The sequence below is a fragment of the Deinococcus soli (ex Cha et al. 2016) genome, from assembly GCF_001007995.1.
Lineage (GTDB): Bacteria > Deinococcota > Deinococci > Deinococcales > Deinococcaceae > Deinococcus > Deinococcus soli.
Genome location: NZ_CP011389.1, coordinates 1,700,253 through 1,722,614, shown reverse-complemented (window position 1 = coordinate 1,722,614; position 22,362 = coordinate 1,700,253). Strand labels below are relative to the sequence as shown.

Below are 22,362 nucleotides of genomic sequence, written 5' to 3'. Positions count from 1 at the left end.
TCAATCCCAGACCCTCCACGTCCGCTGGCCCCCGACCGCATCCCCGGGGTCCAGCACTTTGTCTCCTCCGATCTGGCTGAATGGTGTGTTGATCGGTGACAATCTGCGCTGAAAAACCGGAAATGCTGCGTGTCGAAGGCCGGATGTTGGACAAATCTTCACTCTGGCCTTGACGCGCCGCTACGCTCGGGGCATGAAACTGGTCACGGCCGTCGTCAGGCCCGAGCGGGTGCAGCAGGTTAAGGAAGCGCTGTTCCAGGCGGGCATCAGTGGCATCACCCTCTCCCGCGTCAGCGGGCACGGCGGCGAGCAGTCCGTCGTGGAGCACTACCGCGGGACCCGCGTCATGGTGGAATTCCACGACAAGGTCGAGTTCCGCATGGTCGTCAGCGAACCCTTCGTGCAGGCCGCCATCGACGCGATCTGCAAGGGCGCGCGGACCGGGGAGGTCGGGGACGGCAAGATCTTCGTGCAGCCCATGGAGCGCGTGATCCGCATCCGGACCGGTGAGGAGGACACGGCCGCCCTGACGCCCGTCACCGAGACCAAGCTCAGCCCGGACCAGCCCTGATGCGCCGCCCGCTGGCCCTGCTGGCCCTGCTCGGCGGTACCGCCGCCGCCCAGACCCCCACCTTCAGCGGGTCCGACACCGCCTTCATCCTGCTGTGCTCGGCCCTGGTCCTGCTCATGACCCCGGGACTGGCGATCTTCTACGGCGGTCTGGTCCGCGCGGGCAGCGTCCTGAACACCATGATGATGAGCTTCGCCGCCATGGGCGTCGCCAGCGTCGCCTGGGTCGCCGTGGGGTACACCCTGGCCTTCGGACCCGGCGGGAACGCCCTGATCGGCGGTCTGGGCCACGCGGGCCTGGGCAACATGGCCGGTGAACTGACCGGCACCATTCCCACCCCACTGTTCGCGGTGTTCCAGATCCTCTTCGCGGTCATCACCCTGGCGGTCGTCAGCGGCAGCGTCGTGGAACGCATGCGCTTCCCGGCGTTCGTGCTGTTCGGGACGCTGTGGGTGCTGCTCATCTACGCCCCGCTGGCCCACTGGGTCTGGAGCAGTGACGGCTGGCTGTTCAAGCTGGGCCTGCTGGACTTCGCGGGCGGCACCGTCGTCGAGGTCGCCTCCGGCGTCAGCGGTCTGGTCGCCGCGCTGGTCCTCGGGCCGCGCCTGGGCTTCCCGCGCATGGTCAGTGTGCCGCACAACGTCCCGCTGGTCCTGCTGGGCACCGGCCTGCTGTGGTTCGGCTGGCTGGGCTTCAACGCGGGCAGCGCCCTGGCGGCCGGGCAGACCGCCGCGTACGCGCTGCTGAACACGAACACCGCCGCCGCCGCCGCGTTGCTCGTGTGGCTGCTGTGGGACCAGCTGCGCGGCGGGAAACCCACCGCCATCGGCGCCGCGACCGGCGCGGTCGTCGGTCTGGTTGCCATCACGCCCGCCTGCGGCTTCGTCACGCCCGGCGGCGCGCTGCTGATCGGCGCGGTCGCCAGCACCGTCTCGTGGTTCCTGGTCGCCAACAAGCACCGCCTGCTGCCCGACGACGCGCTGGACGTCTTCGCCTGCCACGGCACCGCCGGGATCGTCGGCACGCTCCTGACCGGCGTGCTCGCCAGCCCCGCCATCAACCCCGCCGGGACGGGCCTGCTCGCCGGGAACCCCGCGCAGGTCGGCAAGCAGCTGATCGGCGTGCTGGCCGCTGCCGCCCTGGCGGGCGCGGGCACCTTCGTCCTGCTGAAACTCACGGCGCTCATCACCCCGCTGCGCCTCACCCAGCAGCAGGAGGTGCGCGGCGTGGACCTCAGCGAACACCAGGAGGAAGGCTACCAGGAGGCCCAGAGTCCCCTGGCCGCCCCGGTGTTCGTCGGGCACGACTGACCCCGCCCACGCCTCATATGGCCTCGGGTTGAAAGGCTTGCACAACCTTTCAACCCGAGCGGAGCGAGCAGGAGAAAAACGGGTTCCGGGCGTGGAGTTGGCAGCCCGGTGTGGTTCCGGGTTGTGAACAAAACAGACGGAATCCGTATCAGCTGCCCCCCCCGGCCGACCCGCGCCCGGGGGGATTTGCGTCGGGGCGCTCAGGGACGCTTGCCCTGCCTGAAGCAGAAAGGTGGTGTGTTAGGATGCAACGTGAGTCTGACATCACCATTACCAGGGTCGGGCCACCGAAAAACTCACCGCACCCCCGCCACACCCCATGACGTTCATGGGGCGCTTGACCGGGGTGCTTGAGTCACGACGGGAAAGGAGGAGTGAGTTTTGGACGTCTCAAGTCGAGTCTTAAGTGAACTGGCCAGCCGCGAGGCAGCGCTGGACGCGCAGATCGAAACGGCCCGCGCGCAGGCGCAGGAGACCGTGGACGCTGCCCAGGCGCAGGCCGCCAGCATCCTCCGCGACGCGCAGGACCGCGTGAAGGCCATGCAGGCCCAGCAGGACCAGCAGCTGGCACGTGACGTGCAGCAGGTTCGCGAGGACGCCAGCGTGCAGGCCCAGACGCAGGCGCAGGCCATCCGCGCCCGCGCGGAAGCCAAGCTGGGCGAGGCCGTGGACACCATCATGAGGGCGGTGCTTCCGTGATCAACCCCATGCAGCAGGTCGTGATCGCCACGCGCAAACGCGACAGTGAAGCGGTCATTGCGGCGCTGCAGGACGCCGGGGTGCTGCACCTCAAGCCCATCACGGGCGGCCCGCTGAGCACCGGCAGCCTCGCCGGGGCCGACGCCCAGAGCCGCCGCGAGGACGAGCGCCTGCTCGCCCGCGCGGAGAGCACCCTCGCGGAACTCGGCAGCTACCGACCCGCGCCCGCCTCCCTTCCCGCCGCAGAAGGCTGGGCCGACCTGATCGAACAGGCCGCGCAGCCCACCGCTGCCCTAGCCCGTCAGCGTCAGGATCTCCAGGCCGACCTGGACGCCGAGAGCGCCTACGGCGACGCCGTGCGCGCCCTGGGCCGCATGGCCGGCAGCCTGGACCGCAGCCAGCGCGTGTCGCTGCTGCCCTTCGTGCTGCAGGCCACCGACAACTCCGGCGAACTGGACGCCGCGCTGAAGGCCGAACTGGCCGACCGCTACGTCCTGGCCACCGAAACCGTCGGCGCCAACCGCGTCGGGCTGATCGCCACCCGCCGCAGCGAACGCGACCTCGCGCGCGCCGCGCTGGGCAAGGTCCGCCTGGGCGAACTGCGCCTGCCAGGCCGCTTCGACGGTCTGCCGCTGGGCGAGGCCGCCGCCGAGATGGACCGCGTGGCCCGCACCGGCACCGCCCGCCTGGGTGAACTGAACGCCGAGCGCGACCGCCTGGCCCAGGCGCACGCACCTGCGCTGTACGCTATCCGCGACGCCCTGAAAGACCGCGTGGCCATCCACGACGTCCGGGCCGTCTCCGCGCGCGGCAAGTACAGCCTCGCGCTGCAGGGCTACGTCCCCGAGGACCGCCTGGCGGCCCTCAAGGGCGCCCTGGACCGCTTCGGCAGCGCCGTCAGCTACGACCTGCACCCCGTCGACGACCACCACGACGACCTCGTGCCCGTCGAACTGAAGAACAACAGCTACGTCAAGCCCTTCCAGACCGTGATGGGCCTCATGACGCCGCCCAAGTACGGCACCTTCGACCCCACCTGGGTCGTGGCGCTGTTCTTCCCCCTGTTCTTCGGAATCATCATGGCCGACATCGGCTACGGCCTGCTGTTCCTGTGGTTCGGCATGTGGCTGCTCGGCAAGGCCAAACGCAACGAGGGCTGGGACCTCAGCTTCTTCGGCGCGTACGTGCCGCCCGCCACCCTGCGCGACCTGGGCTTCGTGACCAACGTCATGGCCGCCTGGACCATCCTGTGGGGCTTCCTGACCGGCGAGTTCTTCGGGACCTTCCTGGAGCACTTCGGCATCTTCTACATCAACCCGGAACTGCTGAACAGCCTCTGGGGCTGGACCGGCATCCGCTACCCCGAAGAGGCCGAGGCCCACAAGACACTCTTCCACCTCTTCCCGATCCTCTTCCCGCGCCTGGAAACCGGGTACTTCAGCAACGTCGCCCTGGTCTTCGCGCTGTGCTTCGGCATCCTGCAGGTCCTGTGGGGCTGGGCCATCCGCATCCAGCAAGGCCTCAAGCACAAGGACCCCGTGCACACCTGGGAAGGCATCGCGCTGTTCGGCGGCGTCGGCGCCCTGATCCTGATGGCCTTCGCCACCAAGGCGGGCAAGGACTTCAGCGCCTTTACGAACTTCAGCGACCCCCGCGTGCTGCTGATGTACGTCGGCTTCGCCGCCTTCGTGGTCGGCTGGCTGCGCGTCATCAAGCACTACCCGCTGCTGCCCATCGAACTGCTCTCGCAGGGCGGCGCGGTCGTCAGCTACGCCCGTATCTTCGCCGTGGGTCTGGTGTCCGCCATTCTCGCCAAGCTCTGCACCGACCTGGGCTGGAGCCTGTACGAGAACATCGGCTTCCTCGGCATCATCATCGGTATCCTGCTGGGCCTGGTCCTGCACTTCCTGGTGCTGGCCCTGACCCTGATCGGCCACGTGCTGCAGCCGCTGCGTCTTCACATGGTGGAGTTCCTCAACCCCACCGGATTCAACGCCGACTCCAGCCCCCGCTACAACCCCCTTCGTCGCCTCAGCCCCGCCCAGGGGCAGGTTAAATAACCCAGGAGTGTTCACCATGACCAAGTACAACAAGATCGTCCTCGCCTCCCTCGCCTTCGCCCTCGTCAGCACCGGTCTCGCCGCTGAAGCCGGCGCCGCCAACAACGACGGCCTGTACCAGGGCCTGCGCGCCGTCGGCGCCGGCCTCGCCCTCGGCCTCGGCGCCATCGGCACCGGCATCGCCCAGGCCCGCATCGGCTCCAGCCTCGTCGGCGCCGTCGCCGAGGACCCCAGCAAGGCCGGCAGCCTGCTGCTGTACTTCCTGCTGCCCGAAACCCTCGTCATCTTCGGCTTCCTCGCGCTGTTCATCCTGAACTGATATGGCGCTCGACAAGCTCCTCGAGAACGAAGCCCAGCAGGAAATCGAGCGCATCCGCGCCGAGGCCCAGGGCCGCGCCGAGCAGATCGTCGCCCAGGCCCACGAACAGGCCCAGGCCCTGATCGACTCCCGCACCCGCCAGCTGGAAGGCGCGCGTCAGGCCGAACTGGTCCGCGCCCGCAGCGCCGCTGACCTCGACAGCAGCGCGCAGCGTCTCGCCGCCGCCGACAGCCTCCAGGCGCAGGCGTTCACGGTCTCCGAGCAGTACCTGCACTCCGTGACCACCTCCGCCGAGTACCCCATGATCGTCAGCAAGCTCCTGCAAGAAGCCCTGCAGGTCCTGCCCGACGCCGAGGTGGTCGAGGCGGCCCTGGCCGAACACGACGCCGTCCGTCAGGCCCTGGCACAGCTGGGCCGGCACCTGGACGTGCGCCCCAACGAGCAGGTCAAGACCGGCGTGCGCCTGGTCGGCAAGGGCGGCAAGGCCAGCATTCAGAACACGCTCGTGGGTCGACTGAACCGCGTGCGCGGCGACCTCGCCCCGCAGATCAGCCGACTGCTGGCCGAGTAAGGACCGACATGCCCGACGACTACGCTTACATCAACACGCGCGTCCGCATCATGCGGACCAAACTGCTCGACGGACGCTCGCTTGACTCGGCGCTCGCCGCGGGCAGCTACCAGGAGTTCCTGCGGGTCCTGACCGAAACGGACCTCGCCGCGAACCTGCGCGACACCACCACCGAGCAGGCGGGCCTCGCCGAACTGGACCAGGCGCTCAGCCGCAACCTGTTCGACACCGCCCGCAAGGTCCTGGGCTTCGCCGACGGCGACGCCAAACGCGAAATCCAGGCCCTGCTCATGAAATGGGACCTCGTGAACCTCAAGACCGTCGCCCGCGGCATCATCACCGGCCGCGGCACCGACGCGATCCTGGCGAACCTGATCCCCGGCGGCACCCTGAAACCCGCCGCGCTGCAGGCCGCCGCGCAGAGCACCGACCTGCCCGGCGCCGCCGCCGCCATCGCCCTGAGCGGCCACCCGCTGGCCGCCGCGATGCGCACGGCCGCGCAGGCCTACGCCAGCAGCAACCGCATGCTGGACCTGGAAGTCGCGCTGGACCAGGGCTACTACCGGCACGCCCTGAGCGTGGCGCGCAACACCAGCCTGCGCCGCTACCTGAGCCGCGAGATCGACATCACCAACGCCCTGATCGCCCGCGCGGGCGCCGGACAGCCCCTGGACCCCAGTCTGTTCGTCGCCGGCGGCAAGCTCGACGCGGCCGGCTACGCCCGCCTGAGCGGCGGCGACGCGGGCGGCCTGAGTGACGTCAGCGCGATCCTCGACGCCCCCAGCCTCGAAGACGCCGAGGTCGCCGCCCGCACCGCCCTGGACACCGCCACCCGCAACGTCGCGGCCGGTGACCCGGAAGGTGTCGGTGTGATCCTGGACTTCCTGCGCCGCAAGGAAATCGAGATCGCCAAACTCCGCCTGATCGGGCGCGGCAAGTTCTACGACCTGCCCACCGACCAGATCCGCCGCGAGGTGCAGGCATGACCCAGCCCAACACGCAACGCGTCGCGGTGCTGAGTGACGCCGAGACCGCCACCGGCTACCGCCTCGCCGGAGCCGCCGTGATCGAGGCCACCCCCGACACGGCCCTCGCCACCCTGGAACGCCTGATCACCGAAGGTCAGTACGGCCTCGTCGCCGTCGACACCGGCCTGATCCCGGACCCGGCCAGTGCCACCGCCCGCGTCATGCGCGGCCGTGACCTGCCGATCCTGCTGCCCATCCCCAGCCTGCGCGACGCGTTCAACCCGGACACCGTCGACGCGAAGGCCTACATGGGCAAACTGGTGCGCGACACCATCGGCTTCGATATCAAACTGTAAGGAGTTGATGGTCGAAAGCAGAGGGATGATGGTACACAGGACTTTCAGTGACTGAACGCTTGACCCGTCAACCATCCACTTTCCACCATCAACCTCTCCGAAGGAGAACGTAATGACGCAGAACAAGAGCGGCGTCGTGAAGAGCATCGCCGGACCCGCCGTCATCGCGGACGGGATGTACGGCGCGAAAATGTACGACATCGTCCGCGTGGGCCAGGAACGCCTCGTGGGCGAGATCATCCGACTGGACGGCAACACCGCCTTCGTCCAGGTGTACGAGGACACCAGCGGCCTGACCGTCGGTGAACCCGTCGAGACCACGGGCCTCCCCCTGAGCGTCGAACTGGGCCCCGGCATGCTGAACGGCATCTACGACGGCATCCAGCGCCCCCTGGGCAAGATCCGCGAGGCCAGCGGCGACTTCATCGCGCGCGGCATCGAGGTCTCCAGCCTGGACCGCACCCAGCTGTGGGACTTCACGCCCAGCGTGCAGGTCGGCGACACTGTCGGCGGCAGCGCCATCCTGGGCACCGTGCCCGAGTTCAGCTTCACGCACAAGGTCCTGACGCCCCCCGACAAGGGTGGCAAGGTCGCCTGGATCGCCCCGGCCGGTCAGTACAACATCGACCAGACCATTGCCAAACTGGAAGACGGCACCGAGCTGCGCATGGCCCACTACTGGCCCGTGCGCGCCCCGCGCCCCGTCACCAAGAAACTCGACCCCAGCCTGCCGTTCCTCACGGGCATGCGCATCCTGGACGTCCTGTTCCCCCTGGTCATGGGTGGCGCCGCCGCCATCCCCGGTCCCTTCGGCTCCGGCAAGACCGTGACCCAGCAGAGCGTGGCGAAGTACGGCAACGCCGACATCGTCGTGTACGTGGGCTGCGGTGAACGCGGCAACGAGATGACCGACGTGCTCGTGGAATTCCCCGAACTGGAAGACCCCAAGACCGGCGGGCCCCTGATGCACCGCACGATCCTGATCGCCAACACGTCCAACATGCCCGTGGCCGCCCGCGAAGCGAGCGTCTACACCGGCATCACGCTGGCCGAGTACTTCCGCGACCAGGGCTACAGCGTCTCCCTGATGGCCGACAGCACCAGCCGCTGGGCCGAAGCCCTCCGCGAAATCTCCTCCCGCCTGGAAGAGATGCCGGCCGAAGAAGGCTACCCGCCCTACCTGGGCGCCAAGCTGGCCGCGTTCTACGAGCGCGCCGGGGCCGTCAAGACCCTCGCCGGTGAAGACGGCGCGGTGTCCGTGATCGGCGCCGTCAGCCCCGCCGGCGGCGACATGTCCGAGCCCGTCACGCAGGCCACCCTGCGCATCACCGGCGCCTTCTGGCGTCTGGACGCCGGCCTCGCCCGCCGCCGCCACTTCCCCGCGATCAACTGGAACGGCTCCTACAGCCTGTTCACCCCGATCCTGGACTCCTGGTACCGCGCCAACGTCGGCGAGGACTTCCCGGAACTGCGCCAGCGCATCGGCACGATCCTCCAGGAAGAGGCCGCGCTGCAGGAAGTCGTGCAGCTCGTCGGCCCCGACGCCCTGCAGGACAACGAGCGTCTGATCATCGAGACCGGCCGCATGCTCCGCCAGGACTTCCTGCAGCAGAACGGCTTCGACCCCGTCGACGCCAGCGCCAGCATGCCCAAGAACTACGGCCTGATGCGCATGTTCCTGAAGTTCTACGACCAGGCGGACGCGGCCCTCAAGAGCGGCAGCACCATCGACGAAATCATCCAGAGCCCCATCATCGAGCGTCTCGCCCGCGCCCGCTACACGCCCGAAGGTGACTTCGCCGCGTACACCGACAGCGTCCTCGGCGAGCTCGACAGCAGCTTCAAGGCGGTGAAAGCGTGACCCTCCTCCAGAAGGAATACAACGACGTCGCGTACATCTCCGGCCCTCTGCTGTTCGTGAATGCCGCCAGCGATCTCGCGTACGGCGCCATCGTGAACATCAAGGACGCGAGCGGTAAGCTCCGCGGCGGTCAGGTCATCTCCGTGACCGACCAGAACGCCGTCATTCAGGTGTTCGAAGAGACCCGCGGTCTGGACCTCGCGACCGCCAGCGTCAGCCTCGTCGAAGACGTGGCCCGCCTGGGCGTCAGCAAGGAAATGATCGGCCGCCGCTTCGACGGCCTGGGCCGCCCCATCGACGGGCTGCCCGCCGTGGTTGCCGAGAAGCGCCTCTCGATCAACGGCCAGCCCATGAACCCCGCCGCGCGCGCCAAGCCCGAGGAGTTCATCCAGACCGGCATCAGCACCATCGACGTGCAGACCAGCCTGATCCGCGGCCAGAAGCTGCCGATCTTCAGCGGCTCGGGCCTCCCGCACAACGAACTCGCCGCGCAGATCGCCCGCCAGGCCAAGGTGCCCGGCCACGAGGGTGACTTCGCCGTGGTGTTCGCCGCGATGGGCCTGACCCAGCGCGAAGTCAGCTTCTTCACGCAGGAATTCGAACGCACCGGCGCCCTGGCCCGCTCCGTCCTGTTCCTGAACAAGGCCGACGACCCGGCCGTCGAGCGTCTGCTCACCCCCCGCATGGCCCTGACCACCGCCGAGTACCTGGCCTTCGAGCACGGCTACCACGTGCTGGTGATCCTGACCGACCTGACGAACTACTGCGAGGCCCTCCGTGAAATCGGCGGCGCGCGCGAAGAGATCCCCGGTCGCCGCGGCTTCCCCGGCTACATGTACACCGACCTCGCGAGCCTGTACGAGCGTGCGGGCGTCGTGGACGGCAAGCCCGGCTCGGTCACCCAGGTGCCGATCCTGTCGATGCCCGACGACGACATCACCCACCCCATCCCCGACCTGACCGGCTACATCACCGAAGGTCAGATCGTGGTCGACCGCACCCTGAACTCCAAGGGCGTGTTCCCCCCGATCAACCCCCTGCCTTCGCTCTCGCGCCTCCAGGGCAACGGCATCGGCAAGGGCAAGACCCGCGCCGACCACAAGAACATCTCCGACCAGCTGTTCGCCGCGTACGCCAACGGCCTGGACCTGCGCAAACTGGTGGCCATCACCGGTGAAGACGCGTTGACCGAGACCGACAAGCTGTACCTGAAGTTCGCCAACGATTTCGAGGAATACTTCATCGGCCAGGGCGACCAGGACCGCAGCATCGAGGACAGCCTGACCGTCGCGTGGGGCATCCTCAGCAAGCTCCCCCAGAGCCAGCTGACCCGTATCGGCAAGGACTCCATCGACAAGTACTACGGGACGAAGATGGACGAGATGTGGAAGGGCAGCCGCTCCACGAAGTAACCCCCCTGAGGGGCTGAAGGGTGACCCCGCCGCTTGCGGACTCGCCCTTCAACCCCCGACCATGACCGCCAGAACGTCAGGAGGTGAACACACATGGCAGAACAGATCAGCCCCACCCGCAGCGCCCTGCTGGCCAGCAAGGCCAGCCTGAAGACCGCCTCCGGCGGCGCGGACCTCCTCAAGCGCAAGCGTGACGCCCTCATCGGCGAATTCTTCGCGCTCGTCAAGGACGCGCTGGCCGCCCGCGAGCAGCTCAGCGGCGTCAGCAAGGGCGCGTACACCAGCCTCTTCAGCGCGAAAGCCTGGGACAGCCCCGAAGCCGTCGAGAGCCTCTCGCTGGCCGGCAGCGGCGACTACCAGATCGACATGCAGATCGACAACCTGTACGGCGTGAAGGTGCCGCGCATCAGCGTGCCCGAACGCGCCGCGCAGGCGAACTTCAGCCCGATCAACGTCGGCGCCCGCACCATCCAGGCCGCCACCGACTTCGGCGGTGTCCTCGAGGCGATCGTCAAGGTCGCCGCGACCGAGACGAAACTGCGCCGCATCGGCGAGGAAATCAAGAAGACCAGCCGCCGCGTGAACGCGCTCGAGCAGGTCGTGATTCCCGGCATTCAGGACGACATCCGCTTCATCCGCAGCGTGCTCGACCAGCGCGAACGCGAGGCTGGATTCACCCAGAAGAAGATCAAGGCGAAGATCGAGGCGAAAGCCGAGGCCGCCCGCGACGCGCAGAACGCGCAGAGCCACGGCAGCGCCGCCGACTGAAGCCCCACCGCACAGGAAACCGCCCCCTGGTCGGGGGGCGGTTTCCTGTGCTGCCGGTTGCTGTCAGCCCTGCTGGGGCACCGGGGCTGTGGGAGCGCGGCGGCCCAGCACGCTCAGGATCAGCAGCAGCGCGCCCATCCCGGCGGCCAGCGCCGCGCCCGCCGCGAAGCCCTGCGCCTCGTGCCCGGCGGGCGCGGCCAGGACCAGCGGGCTGAGGAACTGCCCCAGGAAGATCGCGCTGCTCATGCCCGCCGTCACGCGGCCCCGCCACGCGGGGGGCGTCAGGTCGGCCAGCCACGCGTACAGGTTCGGGAAGATCAGCCCGCCGCCCAGCCCGGCGACGAGCAGCCCGGCCTCCACGACCACCAGGCCCGGCGCGCGGAACACCAGCAGCCAGCCCACCGCCACGACCAGCATGCCCAGCCCCGCCAGGCGGCGCGGATCGAAGCGCCCGGCGAAGCGCGAGAACACCAGGGACGTCACGGCGGCCATCAGGGTGGAGCTGCCCAGCATCAGCCCGGTCAGGCCGGGGTTGGCGTGCAGGGCGCGCAGCAGGAAGGGTCCCTGGGCGGGCATCAGGTAGAACACGATCATGTACCCCAGCGCCAGGGCGTACACCAGCGTGATCACGCCCCAGCGCGGCGCCTGTGCGGGCGCCGCCGGGTCGTGGGCCTCACCGGGAATGCCGCGCGGGAGGCGCAGCAGCAGCGGCAGCAGCAGCGCGGCCGCGAGGTAAAGCGCGAAGGGCGCGCGCCAGCCTGCAGCGGCGAGCACGCCGCCCAGCGGCAGGAGCACCGCGCCGCCGAAGCTGTTGAAGGCCGCCTGCTGGCTCAGGAAGCGGCCCCGCGCAGCGCCGCTGAACAGGTCGTTCACGAGGGCACCGGCGGCCGTCATGGTCCCTGCCACGGCCAGTCCCAGCACCACGCGGCCCAGCAACACTGCGCCGAGGCTCTGCGCGATCAGGCCGCTGCCGCCTCCCACCACGTACAGCGCCAGCGAGGCCAGCAGGACCGGGCGGCGGCCGTAGCGGTCGGCCAGCACCCCGAACAGTGGCGCGGTGACGGCAATCACGATGCCCAGGATGGTCAGGGCCAGTTTCACGAGCAGCGCGGCGTTCGGGGTGTCGGCGAAGTGCGCCTGCATGGCGGGCAGCGCCGGGGCGATGGTGGCCCCGGACATGATGGTAAGCGCCGAGAGGAGCAGCAGCGTGGTCTGGGTGACCCGGTCCGGGGGGGCCTGACCGGACCGGGTGGGGGAGGAGGTGGAGGTCGTCATGGCCCCATCTTAGCTTTAGAACTTAAACTGATTTACTCCGGTGTCCAGTTTTGTGGTGAGAGCCTCGACCGGCCTCATACGGGGTCCGTTTGTTCCGTTAACAGACCGGAACACCACCGAGCTGTCAACTCCACGTCCGGAACCCGTTCTGCTCCTACTCGCGCCGCTCGGATGGAACGGCTGTGCAAGCCATTCCATCGGAGTCCGTATCAGTCCCCGGACTGCGCCTGCCGCAGCCGCCAGACCGCCTCGGGGGTAAAGGGCAGCTCGGTCACGCGCACACCCGCCGCCTCACGCACCGCGTTCGCCAGGGCCGCCGCGCCCGCCGTGATCGGCGGCTCCCCCACGATCCGCGCGCCGAACGGCCCGTGCTCGCTGGGCCGCTGCACGAGCAGGGCCTCCAGCGGCGGCATGTCCGTACTCGTCGGGAACGCGTACTCCAGAAAATTCGGGTTGGCCAGCGTGCCGCCCGCGTAGTCCAGGCCCTCCAGCAGCCCCAGCCCCAGCGCCTGCGCGCTGCCCCCCTGGATCTGCCCCTCGACGAGCAGCGGGTTCAGCGCGAAGCCCACGTCCTGCGCCGCCACCGACCGCCGCAGGGTGACCGCCCCGGTGTCCGGATCCACCCGCACGTGCACGAGATGCGCGATGAACCCCGGGGCGCCCGCCTTCAGGGCCGCGCGGCCCTCGGCGACCACCGGGCCCGGCCCGCCCGGCGCGCGCTGCGCCTGCGCCGCCAGCTTCCCGATCGGAATGGCGCGGTCCGGAATCCCCCGCACGAGCGCCTGCCCGCCCGTGAGTTCCAGATCGTCACGGTGCGCCTCGAAATGCCGCGCCGCGAGGTCCAGCAGCTGGTCACGCACCTGCGTGCTGGCGTCCAGCACAGCGCCCGACAGGCTGATCGTCACCTGCGACCCCCCGGAGTTCGGCGCGTACGGCCCGCTGTCCGTGGTGCCCTGCACGATCTCCACCTGATCCGGGTCCACCCCCAGCGTCTCGGCGGCGATCAGCACCATGCTGGAATGCACGCCGCTGATGTCCACGCTGCCCACGTGTAGCCGCACCGTGCCGTCGGTGTCCACGCGGCACACCGCGCCCGCCGGGGAGAACGCGCCCGGCCAGCCGCCCACCGCCAGCCCCACCCCCTCGTGCGCGGGCAGGTCGCGGCGCCCCTGCCACAGCGGGTGCGCGCGGGCGGCCTCCAGGCAGTCGCGCAGCCCGATGTCCGGCCAGGGCCGCCCGGTGCCCATCGGGTCGCCCGCCTGCACGGCGTGGCGCAGCCGCCACTCCAGCGGGTCCGCGCCCAGCTGACGGGTCAGGTCGTCCACAGCGGACTCCAGCGCGAACAGCGCCTGCGGCACGCCCGGCGCCCGGTACGCCCCGACCGGCGCGCGGTTCAGCAGCAGCTCGCGCGTGCGGATCCGCACGTTCTCGCAGCGGTACAGGCCGCCCAGCATCGTGGCGATGATCCCCCCGTGCCCGAAGCGGAACGCGCCGTTCTCGATGCGTACGTCCGCGTCCACGGCCGTCAGGGTGCCGTCCGCGTCGGCGCCCAGCCGCAGCGTCACGTCGATGGCCGGGGCGGGCATGGTGGTCAGCATGTCCTCGCTGCGCGTCAGGACCAGCCGCACCGGCTGCCGCGCATGCAGCGCCGCCGCGGCCACCAGCGCGTCCATGATCCCGTACTTCGCGCCGAAGCCTCCACCCACCGTCAGCGGCACCACGTGCACGTCCCGCTCACGCAGGCCCAGCGCGCCCGCGACCTCACTGCGCACCACGTACTGCCCCTGGGTGCTCGTGTACACCGTGACCTCGCCGGGCCGCGCGCCGGGCTGCGCCGCCACTGCGTGCGGCTCCAGGTACCCCTGATGCACGCCCGCCACCCGGAACGACCCGCCCGCCGTGAACGCCGCCCCCGCCAGGGCCGCGTCCACGTCCCCGCGCCCGAAGGTGCGGTCCTCGTCCACGTTGCTCGGCTCGCGCGCCACCTGCGCGCCCGCCTCGCCGCCGTGCAGCCCGGCCATGCCGCCGTCGGCCTTCGGGACGCCCTGCGGCCACACCAGCGTCCCGCCCGCCAGGGCCGCCTCCGCGTCCTCCACGGCGTCCAGCACCTCGTAGTCCACGTCCAGCAGCGCCGCCGCGTCCGCCGCCTGCGCCTCGGTGTCCGCCAGGATCAGCGCGACCGGCTGACCCGCGAACACCACCAGGTCCTCTGCCAGCAGCAGGCTGGGGCGCGAGTGCATGGGCTTCACGTTCAGGTCCGCGCCCAGCAGCACCGAGTGCACGCCCGGCACGGCCAGCGCCGCCGTCCGGTCAATGCCCCGGATGCGCGCGTGCGGGTACGGGGACAGCACGGGCCGGGCGTGCAGCAGCCCCGGCAGCCACTGGTCGGCGACGTAGGGCGCGCGGCCCACGAGTTTCTCCAGGCCGTCGATGATCTTGCGCGGACGGCCCAGGTGCGTGCGGGCCGACAGTTCAGGCGTGGTCACAGGTGAAACCTCCAGAAGAAGGGGGAGAGGGGCGAGCTTGGAACCTCCGGAGTCTACGCCCGCGCTAGCATCCGGGCACATGACCCCAGACCTGCCCCTGAGTGGCGTGCGCGTCGCGGACTTCACCCGCGTCCTGACCGGCCCGCTGTGCACCATGCTCCTCGGCGACCTCGGCGCGGACGTGATCAAGGTCGAGCCGCCCGGCGGGGACGACACCCGCGCCTGGGGGCCGCCCTTCCAGACGGGGCCGGACGGCGCGCGCGAAAGCAGTTACTTCCTGAGCGTGAACCGCAACAAGCGCAGCGTCACCCTGGACCTCAAGGCCGGGGAGGGGCTGGAGGCCGCCCGCCGCCTGATCGCGGGCAGCGACGTGCTCGTCGAGAACTTCCGGCCCGGCACGCTGGAGCGCCTGGGGCTGGGCTGGGACGACCTGCACGCCACGCACCCCCGCCTGATCTACGCGAGCATCACCGGGTTCGGCCTGAGCGGCCCGTACCGCGACCGCGCCGGGTATGACGTGATCGCGCAGGGCATGGGCGGCCTCATGAGCTACAACGGCGAGGCGGGCGGCGAGCCCCTGCGGGTCGGGGTGGCGGTCGCGGACGTTTACAGCGGCGCGCTGATCACCCAGGCAATCCTCGCGGCGCTGTACGCCCGCGAACGCACCGGACGCGGCGCGCGGGTGGACGTGAACCTGCTCGAAAGCGTGATCGCGCTGGGCTCCTCGCAGGTGGGGCGCTACCTCGCCACCGGGGAGGTCCCCGTGCCCACCGGGAACGACCACCGGTCCATCGTCCCGTACGGCACCTTCCCCTGCGCGGACGGGTTCGTGAACATCGCCGTGGGGAACGACGCGCTGTGGCGGCGCTTCTGCGCGGCGCTGGACGACCCTGACCTGGGCGCGGACGCCCGCTTCGCCACCAACGAGGGCCGCGTCACGCACCGTGCCGACCTCGACACGCGCCTGCTCCCCGCGCTGGCCCGCCACACCCGAGCCGACCTCATGACCCGCCTGGAGGTCGCGGGCGTCCCCTGCGGCCCCGTGAACGACCTGGCCGACGTCTTCCGCGACCCGCACGTGCAGGCGCGCGGCGTTGCCGTGCCCGTCCCGCATCCCACCCTGGGCGAGACGACCGTCACCAGCCCCCCCTGGCGCTTCGGCGGGGAGGCCCTCCAGGTGCGCCGCGCGCCCCCCACGCCCGGGCAGCACACCGGCGAGGTGCTGGCGGAACTGGGCCTCAGTGCGGACGTCAGCTCAGGCGGTTCAGCGCCCGAGCCAGATTGACCCGCGCCTGAGGTTCCAGCTCCGCGAACTCCGGCGTGAGGTACAGCTGCTCGCGGTTCAGGAAGCTCCGCAGGACCGCCGCCCGCCCGGTGCGGTACGCAGCCTCGGGGACGTGCGCGTACTCCACCCGGATGGCCCGGTCGTACGCATCGAACGTGGCGGCATCGGCCCCCAGGACACTCAGGTCGGCGTCCACGAACAGCGCCTCCACCCGCGTGGTCGTCGGCGCGGTGTGCCGGGTGGCGAGGATCAGCGCCCGCACCTCCGCCTGAAGCTCCCCGGGTGCTCCCTGCGCGGCCAGCCACGCCCCGAACACGTCCGCGCTGCGGGCCTCGTTGTCCGCCGCGCGCGGGTCGTAGATCAGGTCATGGCCCCACGCGGCCAGTGCCAGCGCGGGCGTCAACACCCCACACCCAGCCAGGGCGTCCAGCAGCGCCCGCACATGCGCCCCGGTGTGGTACGCCCGGCCCACTTCGGCGTAGAACGGCCCCGCGAACGCCTCGGCGGCGGTCAGCAGGGCCGACGTGTCCATCCCCGTCACGGCTTCATCCGATTCCCGGTTATCCGGAACCACACCGGATAACCGTCCATCTCCTGAATACCGTTCCTCATTGCTACTCCCTCCGGTCGGGTTCGTCTGCGACTCACCGCAATGTTTACCCCAGCATCATGGCGTGGAACTCCTCCATGATGTTCTCCGCGTCCGCCGTGGTGCGCGCCACCACGAAGATCGTGTCCTCGCCCGCCAGCGTGCCGATGATGTCATCCCGCCGCACCCGGTCGAGCACGAGCGCCACGCCGGTCGCGTGCCCGTCCGCCGTGCGGATCACGAGCATGTTCTCGCCCCGGTCGATGTCGTGCACGAAGTTCTGGAAGAGCCGCGCGAGTTCCTCCTGCGCGCCCACGTGCCCGGCCGTCTGCGCCAGGGCGTAGCGGTGGCGGCCCTTCCCGACCGGGAGGCGCACCAGCCGCAGCTCGTTGATGTCGCGGCTGACGGTGGCCTGCGTGACCCGGATGCCCTCGGCCTGGAGGCGCTCGACGAGTTCTCCCTGGGTACTGACACTGTCGCGGGCGATGATGTCCTGAATGCGTTTCTGACGTTGTTCCTTGCTGAGCGTACCCGCCATTCCACACAGCATATGCATATGCACTGCATAATTCAATGACGGGCGTCCCGACGAGCAGAACCCCGCTCAGCCCTGACGGGGCAGCAGCCGCGCCGCCTCGGTCAGCAGGCGCTCGGCCACCTCGCGCTTGCTCACGCGCGGCCAGTCCTCATGCGAGCCGTCGGCGCGCACCAGCGTCACCTGATTGTCGTCCCCGCCGAACGCCGTGCCCTCCCGCGTCGGGTAGTTCAGGAGGATGAAATCCGCATTCTTCCGTTGCGCCTTGCCCGCCGCGCGTTCCACCCCGGCGTGTGTCTCCATGGCGAAGCCCACCAGGACCCGGTCCCCCTTCTCACGGCCCAGTTCCGCCAGGATGTCCGGGTTGGGCGTCAGGTGAATCGTCACGTCGCCCGCCACCTTCGCCTGCTTCTCGCCGCTCTGGGTGGCCGCGCGGTAATCCGCGACCGCCGCCGTCATCACCACGATGCCCGCGTCCCGCGCGGCGTCCACCACCGCGTCCCGCAACTCCAGCGCCGACTCGATCCGCACCACCCGCACGCCCGCCGGGTCCGGCAGATTCACCGGGCCGGTCACCAGCGTCACGTCCGCGCCCCGGTCCCGCGCGGCCTCCGCCACCGCGAAGCCCATCTTCCCGCTCGACGGGTTGCTGATGAACCGCACCGGGTCCAGGTACTCCCGCGTCGGCCCGGCCGACACGACCACCCGCACGCCCACCAGATCCCGCACTGGGGCAGTGGAGGTGTACCCCTTCAGCAGGGCCAGCGTCGCGTCCGCGATGTCATCCGGTTCGCTCATGCGGCCCACGCCGCGCCCCTCGCCGCGCGTGCCGAACGCCCCCACCTCCGGCCCCAGGAAGGCGTGCCCCCAGCCGCGCAGCGTTTCCACGTTCGCCTGCACCGCCGGGTGCATCCACATCAGCTCGTTCATCGCGGGCACCCACAATACGGGGGCGCGCACGCTCAGGAGCGTCGCCAGCGCCAGATCCCCCGCGTGCCCGTGCGCCGCCCCCGCCAGCAACTCCGCCGACGCGCCCACCACCACCGCTGCGCCCACCCGCGCGTGTGTCAGGTGCAGCGCGTCCGGCCGCGCCTCGAACCAGTGCGCGTCCGTGCCCACCGGACCGTCCGCCGCCGTGCTCAGGCTCAGTTCCGTGACGAACGCCAGCGCCGCGCGGGTCGCGATCACCCGCACCTCCGCCCCACGCTCCCGCAACCGGCGCAGCACCGACGGGGCCTTCACCGCCGCCATGCTCCCCCCCACGATCACCAGCACGCACGGACGCTCATCAGCCGTTCTCACGGGTACAGGATAGGCGCAAACAACCGCCCCCCGTTTCCGGAAGGGGCGGCGTGTGTGGGCGGGGCGTCAGCCTTCGCGCTGGCCGGTCACCCAGTAGCGGACGCGTTCGGAGATGTTCTCCATGTGATCCCCGACGCGTTCCAGGCTGCGGCCCACCCGCATGAGCATCAGCGCCTTGCTGATGTTGCGCGGGTCCTCGAGCATGTACGTCACGAGTTCACGCTGGATCTGCTCGTACAGGTCGTCCACCTCGTCGTCCATCTGCACGGTCGCCTCGGCGCGCGCCACGTCACGGTCGGCGATGGCGGTGCGGAGGTTCTGGCTCATCTCGCCCAGCCGGTCGAGCATCCGCGCGAGGTTCACGTAGCGTTTCAGCGCCGGGGCCTGCGCGAGTTCCGCGCCGTCCTCGGCGACGTGCACGACATAGTCGCCCATGCGCTCGATGTCGCTGAGGCTCTTGAGGATCAGGGCGACCATCCGCAGGTCCCGCGCGACCGGCTGGTGCAGCGCGATGATCCGCAGGCACTCGGCCTCGATCTGCGCTTCCTGGGCGTCCACCTCGCGGTCGAGGGCCTTGACCTCCGCGAGGCGTTCGACGTTCTCGCGCAGCAGGACGTCCCCGGCGACGGGGAGCATGCGCTCGACGGTGCCGAGCATGTTCAGTGCGCCGTTCAGGACGGCACGCAGATCGTTTTCGAGGGCTTCACGCATGGGGACTCCTGTGTTGAACGTAGCACCCCGCACGGCGGGGGAGTGTCAGGGAACGGTCAGCTTCGCGGGGGCAGCATGTGGCGGCTCAGCCGATGCCGCCCACGCCGGGCAGGGTGAAGCAGAAGGCGTTCGCGTCGCCGCGCCGCTCGGCCCAGGCCTGCCCGCCCCAACCGTGCACGATGCTCCGGACGATGTACAGACCCATGCCGCTGCCCTGCCCGGTCGCGGCGCGGCCGCGCGTGTGCGCCTTGAACAGGCTCTCGGTGTCGGGAATGGGCGTGCCCCGGTCAAGGACGCTCACCTCGATCCAGGTGCCGCGTTCATGGGTCTGCACCTCAATGGGCTGGGCGGGCGGGCCGTACTTCAGGGCGTTCTCGATGAGGTTCAGCAGCACCTGCAGCAGCTTGTCCGGATCGGCCCGCACGAGGTGATCCTGCCCGAACGTCACGCTGGCGCGGCGGGCGTTCAGGTCAGCCGTCAGCAGCCGCTCGGCGCGCGCGAAGGCCTCGGCCAGCGGCAGGGTGCGGGCGCGGGTGGGCCGGAAGCCCACGGCGAGGTCCTCCGCCAGCCGCGCGAGGCGCTCGGTTTCCTGGAGGCCCTGCCGGACGAAGTTCTGCGCGAGGTCGCGGGGCATGTCGTACTCCAGCGCCTCCAGCACGCCGCGCAGCGCCGCGACGGGCGTGCGGAACTCGTGAGAGAGCACGGCGGTCGCCTCGCGCAGTTCCGCCTCGCGGCGGCGGTGCTCGGTGACGTCCTCCACGATCAGCGCGCCCAGCGTGCCGTCGCGGGTGGCGGTGCAGCGCAGCGTGCGGCCCGTGACCTCCAGTTCCAGCTCCCCGCCGCGTTCGAGCAGGGTCTCCAGGGTGTGGCGGCGCACGACCTCCAGCACCGGGCGGCCCGAGGCGCGCTCCTGCGGCACGCCCCACAGCCGCGCGGCGGCGGCGTTCACGCGCGTGACCAGCCCCGCGTCCGTCAGCAGGACCGCCTGCGGCAGCGCGTCGATCCAGTGATCGGGCGCGCCCACCGCGCGGCCGGTGGCGTCCGGGGCCGTCACGCGCCGTCCGTCCAGGGGCGCATGCGGTAGCCCTTGCCGCGCACCGTTTCCAGGAAGCCGGGCTTGCCCGGATCGTCACCCAGATGGGCGCGCAGCTGCGTGACGTGCTGGTCCACGGTCCGCTCGCCCCCCAGGAAGTCCGCGCCCCACACCCGGTCGAGCAGTTCCGTGCGGGAGTACACGCGCCCCACGTGCTGCGTCATGAAGGCCAGCAGGTCGAACTCGCGCCGCGTGAGGTTCATGCGGCGGCTGCCCACCCGCGCCTCGGCGGCACTCACGTCCACGCTCAGGGGGCCGTTGCTCAGGACGGCGGGCACGTCCGGCTGCGTGCGGCGCAGCAGCGCCCGCACCCGCGCCACGAGTTCCGCCGCACTGAACGGCTTGGTCAGGTAGTCGTCCGCGCCGGACTCCAGGCCCTCGACCCGCTCGGCCTCGGCGGCGCGGGCGGTGAGCATCAGCACCGGCATGCGGCGCAGTTCCGCGTCGGCCCGCAGGCGGCGCAGGAAGCTCAGGCCACTCTCGCCGGGCAGCATCCAGTCCAGCACCAGCGCGTCCGCGCCGGGCAGCACGTCGAACGCGCCGGTCACGGACTCCAGGGCGGTGACCCGCAGCCCCGCCCGCTCCAGGTGAAAGCGCAGGACGTCCCGGACCGTTCCCTCATCCTCGATGACAACGACGTGGCTCATGTCCCTTCATTCTTAAGGCTCAGGTCAGGCGAGTGTCAGCCCGTGCCCACAGTTGACCCGGACCGCAGTGGCCCTGGACCCCTCGGGTGAGGCGGCGCGGGCTGGACATCGGTGGCGTTCGCCCCTGTCGCCTCATGGCGCCCTGCGGTACGCTGCTGGGTGCAACCGCGCGCCAGTCCCGGCGCTGGGAGCCGTGCAGGGACCGCAGCGACATCCCTCTCCAGGTGGTTCTGTGAGACGCCCCCCCGCACGCAAGGAGCGAACATGCGGAAGTACTACACCTCGGAATCGGTGTCCGAAGGGCACCCCGACAAGCTGGCCGACTTCATCTCGGACAGCATTCTCGACGAGTTCCTGCGCCAGGAACCCGGCAGTCGCGTCGCGGTGGAGACGCTGCTCACCACCGGCATGGCCGTCGTGGCGGGCGAGGTCACCGCCGAGACCGCCCACGTGGACGTCCAGAAGACCGTCCGTGACGCCGTCAAGCAGGTCGGCTACACCCGCGCGAACTACGGCTTCGACGCCGAATACAGCGCCGTGCTGGTCAGCCTGCACGAACAGAGCCCCGAGATCGCGGGCGGCGTGAACCACAGCGAGGAGTGGCGCGGCATGACCGAAGAGCAGCGTGCCCTCGCAGAGAACGCGCACTCGATGGTCGGCGCGGGCGACCAGGGCCTGATGTTCGGCTACGCCACCGACGAGACGCCGGAACTCATGCCGCTGCCCATCAGCCTCGCGCACAAGCTCACGCGGCGCATCGCGGAGCTGCGCAAGGACGGTACGCTGCCCTACCTGCGCCCCGACGCGAAGGCGCAGGTCACGGTCGTCCGCGACGGCGAACCCCACGAGGCCACCGAAACGCTGGTCGACACCGTCGTCATCAGCACCCAGCACAGCGAGGACGTGAGCCAGGAACAGATCCGCGCCGACATGATCGAGCACGTGATCAGGGCCGTGATTCCCGCCGAGTACCTCACCAAAGGCACGAAGTACTTCATCAACCCGTCGGGACGTTTCGTCATCGGCGGCCCCCACGGCGACACCGGCCTCACGGGGCGCAAGATCATCGTGGACACCTACGGCGGCGCCGTGCCCCACGGTGGCGGGGCGTTCAGCGGCAAGGACCCCACCAAGGTGGACCGCAGCGCGGCGTACTACGCGCGCTTCATCGCCAAGAACATCGTCGCCGCGGGCCTCGCCCGGCGCGCGCTGGTCGAGGTCGCGTACGCCATCGGCCGCGCCCAGCCCGTCAGCCTGCGCGTCGACACGTACGGCACCGGCACCGTCAGCGACGACCGCCTCGCCGTGATCGTGGCCGAGCACTTCGACGCGCGCCCCCAGGCGATCATCGCGGAACTCGACCTGCGCCGCCCCATCTACGCGCAGACCGCCGCGTACGGCCACTTCGGCCGCCCCGAATTCCCCTGGGAACAGACCCACAAGGCCGAGGCCCTCAAGGCCGCCGCGCAGCAGGACTGACCCACCCACACGGCCGCGCCGCCCCCGGTTCAGGCTGGGGGCGGCGCGCTCTTGTTTTCGCGTTC

At 70.4% G+C, this 22,362-nt stretch carries 21 protein-coding genes; 13 read left to right on the top strand and 8 right to left on the bottom strand.

Features of this window, described 5'->3' with window-relative positions; translation table 11 throughout:
* Window positions 1-193: 193 nt before the first annotated feature.
* From SY84_RS08495 to SY84_RS08445, 11 genes are all read left to right on the top strand, one after another.
* Window positions 194-571, top strand: a complete 378-nt coding sequence (locus SY84_RS08495; RefSeq protein ID WP_046843660.1) for a P-II family nitrogen regulator — start codon at window positions 194-196, stop codon at window positions 569-571.
* Window positions 571-1,881, top strand: a complete 1,311-nt coding sequence (locus SY84_RS08490; RefSeq protein ID WP_046843659.1) for an ammonium transporter — start codon at window positions 571-573, stop codon at window positions 1,879-1,881. The genes SY84_RS08495 and SY84_RS08490 overlap by 1 nt, the downstream gene beginning before the upstream one ends.
* A gap of 381 nt (window positions 1,882-2,262) precedes the next feature.
* Complete coding sequence (locus tag SY84_RS08485; protein ID WP_046843658.1) at window positions 2,263-2,580, top strand: V-type ATPase subunit subunit G family protein; 318 nt, start codon at window positions 2,263-2,265, stop codon at window positions 2,578-2,580.
* Window positions 2,577-4,640, top strand: coding sequence for a V-type ATP synthase subunit I (locus SY84_RS08480; protein WP_052751088.1), 2,064 nt, complete (start codon window positions 2,577-2,579; stop codon window positions 4,638-4,640). The genes SY84_RS08485 and SY84_RS08480 overlap by 4 nt, the downstream gene beginning before the upstream one ends.
* A gap of 16 nt (window positions 4,641-4,656) precedes the next feature.
* Entirely contained in the window at window positions 4,657-4,959 is a 303-nt protein-coding gene (locus SY84_RS08475; RefSeq protein ID WP_046845058.1) for an ATP synthase subunit K, read from the top strand.
* A 1-nt stretch (window position 4,960) separates the two neighbouring features.
* The gene (locus tag SY84_RS08470) at window positions 4,961-5,530 is read left to right on the top strand and encodes a V-type ATP synthase subunit E (RefSeq protein ID WP_046843657.1); all 570 of its coding nucleotides are present in this window, start codon (window positions 4,961-4,963) and stop codon (window positions 5,528-5,530) included.
* 8 nt (window positions 5,531-5,538) lie between these two features.
* Complete coding sequence (locus SY84_RS08465; RefSeq protein ID WP_046843656.1) at window positions 5,539-6,516, top strand: V0D/AC39 family V-type ATPase subunit; 978 nt, start codon at window positions 5,539-5,541, stop codon at window positions 6,514-6,516.
* The gene (locus SY84_RS08460; protein WP_046843655.1) at window positions 6,513-6,854 is read left to right on the top strand and encodes a V-type ATP synthase subunit F; all 342 of its coding nucleotides are present in this window, start codon (window positions 6,513-6,515) and stop codon (window positions 6,852-6,854) included. Before SY84_RS08465 ends, SY84_RS08460 begins: the two co-directional genes overlap by 4 nt.
* Before the next feature lie 112 nt (window positions 6,855-6,966).
* Window positions 6,967-8,715, top strand: a complete 1,749-nt coding sequence (locus tag SY84_RS08455; RefSeq protein ID WP_046843654.1) for a V-type ATP synthase subunit A — start codon at window positions 6,967-6,969, stop codon at window positions 8,713-8,715.
* The gene (locus SY84_RS08450; RefSeq protein WP_046843653.1) at window positions 8,712-10,127 is read left to right on the top strand and encodes a V-type ATP synthase subunit B; all 1,416 of its coding nucleotides are present in this window, start codon (window positions 8,712-8,714) and stop codon (window positions 10,125-10,127) included. The genes SY84_RS08455 and SY84_RS08450 overlap by 4 nt, the downstream gene beginning before the upstream one ends.
* A gap of 93 nt (window positions 10,128-10,220) precedes the next feature.
* The gene (locus SY84_RS08445; protein ID WP_046843652.1) at window positions 10,221-10,895 is read left to right on the top strand and encodes a V-type ATP synthase subunit D; all 675 of its coding nucleotides are present in this window, start codon (window positions 10,221-10,223) and stop codon (window positions 10,893-10,895) included.
* A 63-nt stretch (window positions 10,896-10,958) separates the two neighbouring features.
* Here SY84_RS08445 and SY84_RS08440 read toward each other — a convergent pair whose 3' ends face one another.
* Together SY84_RS08440 and SY84_RS08435 are read right to left on the bottom strand one after the other, a co-directional pair.
* Entirely contained in the window at window positions 10,959-12,170 is a 1,212-nt protein-coding gene (locus SY84_RS08440; RefSeq protein WP_046843651.1) for an MFS transporter, read from the bottom strand.
* Window positions 12,171-12,379: 209 nt separating this feature from the next.
* A complete protein-coding gene (locus tag SY84_RS08435; protein ID WP_245621295.1) occupies window positions 12,380-14,656 on the bottom strand; it encodes a xanthine dehydrogenase family protein molybdopterin-binding subunit in 2,277 nt (758 codons plus the stop codon).
* A gap of 79 nt (window positions 14,657-14,735) precedes the next feature.
* Here SY84_RS08435 and SY84_RS08430 point away from each other — a divergent pair, with 79 nt between their 5' ends.
* Window positions 14,736-15,941, top strand: coding sequence for a CaiB/BaiF CoA transferase family protein (locus SY84_RS08430; RefSeq protein WP_046843650.1), 1,206 nt, complete (start codon window positions 14,736-14,738; stop codon window positions 15,939-15,941).
* Here the strand turns inward: SY84_RS08430 and SY84_RS08425 are convergent.
* From SY84_RS08425 to SY84_RS08400, 6 genes are all read right to left on the bottom strand, one after another.
* Window positions 15,907-16,473 (bottom strand): phosphohydrolase, encoded by a 567-nt coding sequence (locus tag SY84_RS08425; protein WP_046845056.1) that lies wholly within the window; start codon window positions 16,471-16,473, stop codon window positions 15,907-15,909. The genes SY84_RS08430 and SY84_RS08425 overlap by 35 nt on opposite strands.
* 124 nt (window positions 16,474-16,597) lie before the next feature.
* On the bottom strand, window positions 16,598-17,068 hold the full coding sequence (gene argR / locus SY84_RS08420) for an arginine repressor (RefSeq protein ID WP_046843649.1): 471 nt from the start codon (window positions 17,066-17,068) through the stop codon (window positions 16,598-16,600).
* Between the two features lie 66 nt (window positions 17,069-17,134).
* Window positions 17,135-18,316, bottom strand: coding sequence for a bifunctional phosphopantothenoylcysteine decarboxylase/phosphopantothenate--cysteine ligase CoaBC (gene coaBC / locus SY84_RS08415; protein WP_046845055.1), 1,182 nt, complete (start codon window positions 18,314-18,316; stop codon window positions 17,135-17,137).
* 117 nt (window positions 18,317-18,433) lie between these two features.
* The gene (phoU, locus tag SY84_RS08410; RefSeq protein ID WP_046843648.1) at window positions 18,434-19,078 is read right to left on the bottom strand and encodes a phosphate signaling complex protein PhoU; all 645 of its coding nucleotides are present in this window, start codon (window positions 19,076-19,078) and stop codon (window positions 18,434-18,436) included.
* A gap of 85 nt (window positions 19,079-19,163) precedes the next feature.
* Complete coding sequence (locus SY84_RS08405) at window positions 19,164-20,132, bottom strand: sensor histidine kinase (RefSeq protein ID WP_245621294.1); 969 nt, start codon at window positions 20,130-20,132, stop codon at window positions 19,164-19,166.
* Window positions 20,129-20,818, bottom strand: coding sequence for a winged helix-turn-helix domain-containing protein (locus SY84_RS08400; protein WP_046843647.1), 690 nt, complete (start codon window positions 20,816-20,818; stop codon window positions 20,129-20,131). The genes SY84_RS08405 and SY84_RS08400 overlap by 4 nt, the downstream gene beginning before the upstream one ends.
* Window positions 20,819-21,082: 264 nt before the next feature.
* Between SY84_RS08400 and metK the strand changes: the two genes are divergently transcribed.
* A complete protein-coding gene (gene metK, locus SY84_RS08395) occupies window positions 21,083-22,297 on the top strand; it encodes a methionine adenosyltransferase (RefSeq protein ID WP_046843646.1) in 1,215 nt (404 codons plus the stop codon).
* The last annotated feature ends 65 nt before the right edge of the window (window positions 22,298-22,362 follow it).

Bases quoted from the DNA above. Each gene is read 5' to 3' on its own strand.
- SY84_RS08430 (WP_046843650.1), top strand. From the start codon at position 14,736: ATGACCCCAGACCTGCCCCTGAGTGGCGTGCGCGTCGCGGACTTCACC.
- argR (WP_046843649.1), bottom strand. From the start codon at position 17,068: ATGGCGGGTACGCTCAGCAAGGAACAACGTCAGAAACGCATTCAGGAC.
- SY84_RS08460 (WP_046843655.1), top strand. From the start codon at position 6,513: ATGACCCAGCCCAACACGCAACGCGTCGCGGTGCTGAGTGACGCCGAG.
- phoU (WP_046843648.1), bottom strand. From the start codon at position 19,078: ATGCGTGAAGCCCTCGAAAACGATCTGCGTGCCGTCCTGAACGGCGCA.
- SY84_RS08475 (WP_046845058.1), top strand. From the start codon at position 4,657: ATGACCAAGTACAACAAGATCGTCCTCGCCTCCCTCGCCTTCGCCCTC.
- SY84_RS08465 (WP_046843656.1), top strand. From the start codon at position 5,539: ATGCCCGACGACTACGCTTACATCAACACGCGCGTCCGCATCATGCGG.
- SY84_RS08495 (WP_046843660.1), top strand. From the start codon at position 194: ATGAAACTGGTCACGGCCGTCGTCAGGCCCGAGCGGGTGCAGCAGGTT.
- coaBC (WP_046845055.1), bottom strand. From the start codon at position 18,316: ATGGCGGCGGTGAAGGCCCCGTCGGTGCTGCGCCGGTTGCGGGAGCGT.
- SY84_RS08455 (WP_046843654.1), top strand. From the start codon at position 6,967: ATGACGCAGAACAAGAGCGGCGTCGTGAAGAGCATCGCCGGACCCGCC.
- SY84_RS08425 (WP_046845056.1), bottom strand. From the start codon at position 16,473: ATGGACACGTCGGCCCTGCTGACCGCCGCCGAGGCGTTCGCGGGGCCG.
- metK (WP_046843646.1), top strand. From the start codon at position 21,083: ATGCGGAAGTACTACACCTCGGAATCGGTGTCCGAAGGGCACCCCGAC.
- SY84_RS08400 (WP_046843647.1), bottom strand. From the start codon at position 20,818: ATGAGCCACGTCGTTGTCATCGAGGATGAGGGAACGGTCCGGGACGTC.
- SY84_RS08490 (WP_046843659.1), top strand. From the start codon at position 571: ATGCGCCGCCCGCTGGCCCTGCTGGCCCTGCTCGGCGGTACCGCCGCC.
- SY84_RS08445 (WP_046843652.1), top strand. From the start codon at position 10,221: ATGGCAGAACAGATCAGCCCCACCCGCAGCGCCCTGCTGGCCAGCAAG.
- SY84_RS08440 (WP_046843651.1), bottom strand. From the start codon at position 12,170: ATGACGACCTCCACCTCCTCCCCCACCCGGTCCGGTCAGGCCCCCCCG.
- SY84_RS08470 (WP_046843657.1), top strand. From the start codon at position 4,961: ATGGCGCTCGACAAGCTCCTCGAGAACGAAGCCCAGCAGGAAATCGAG.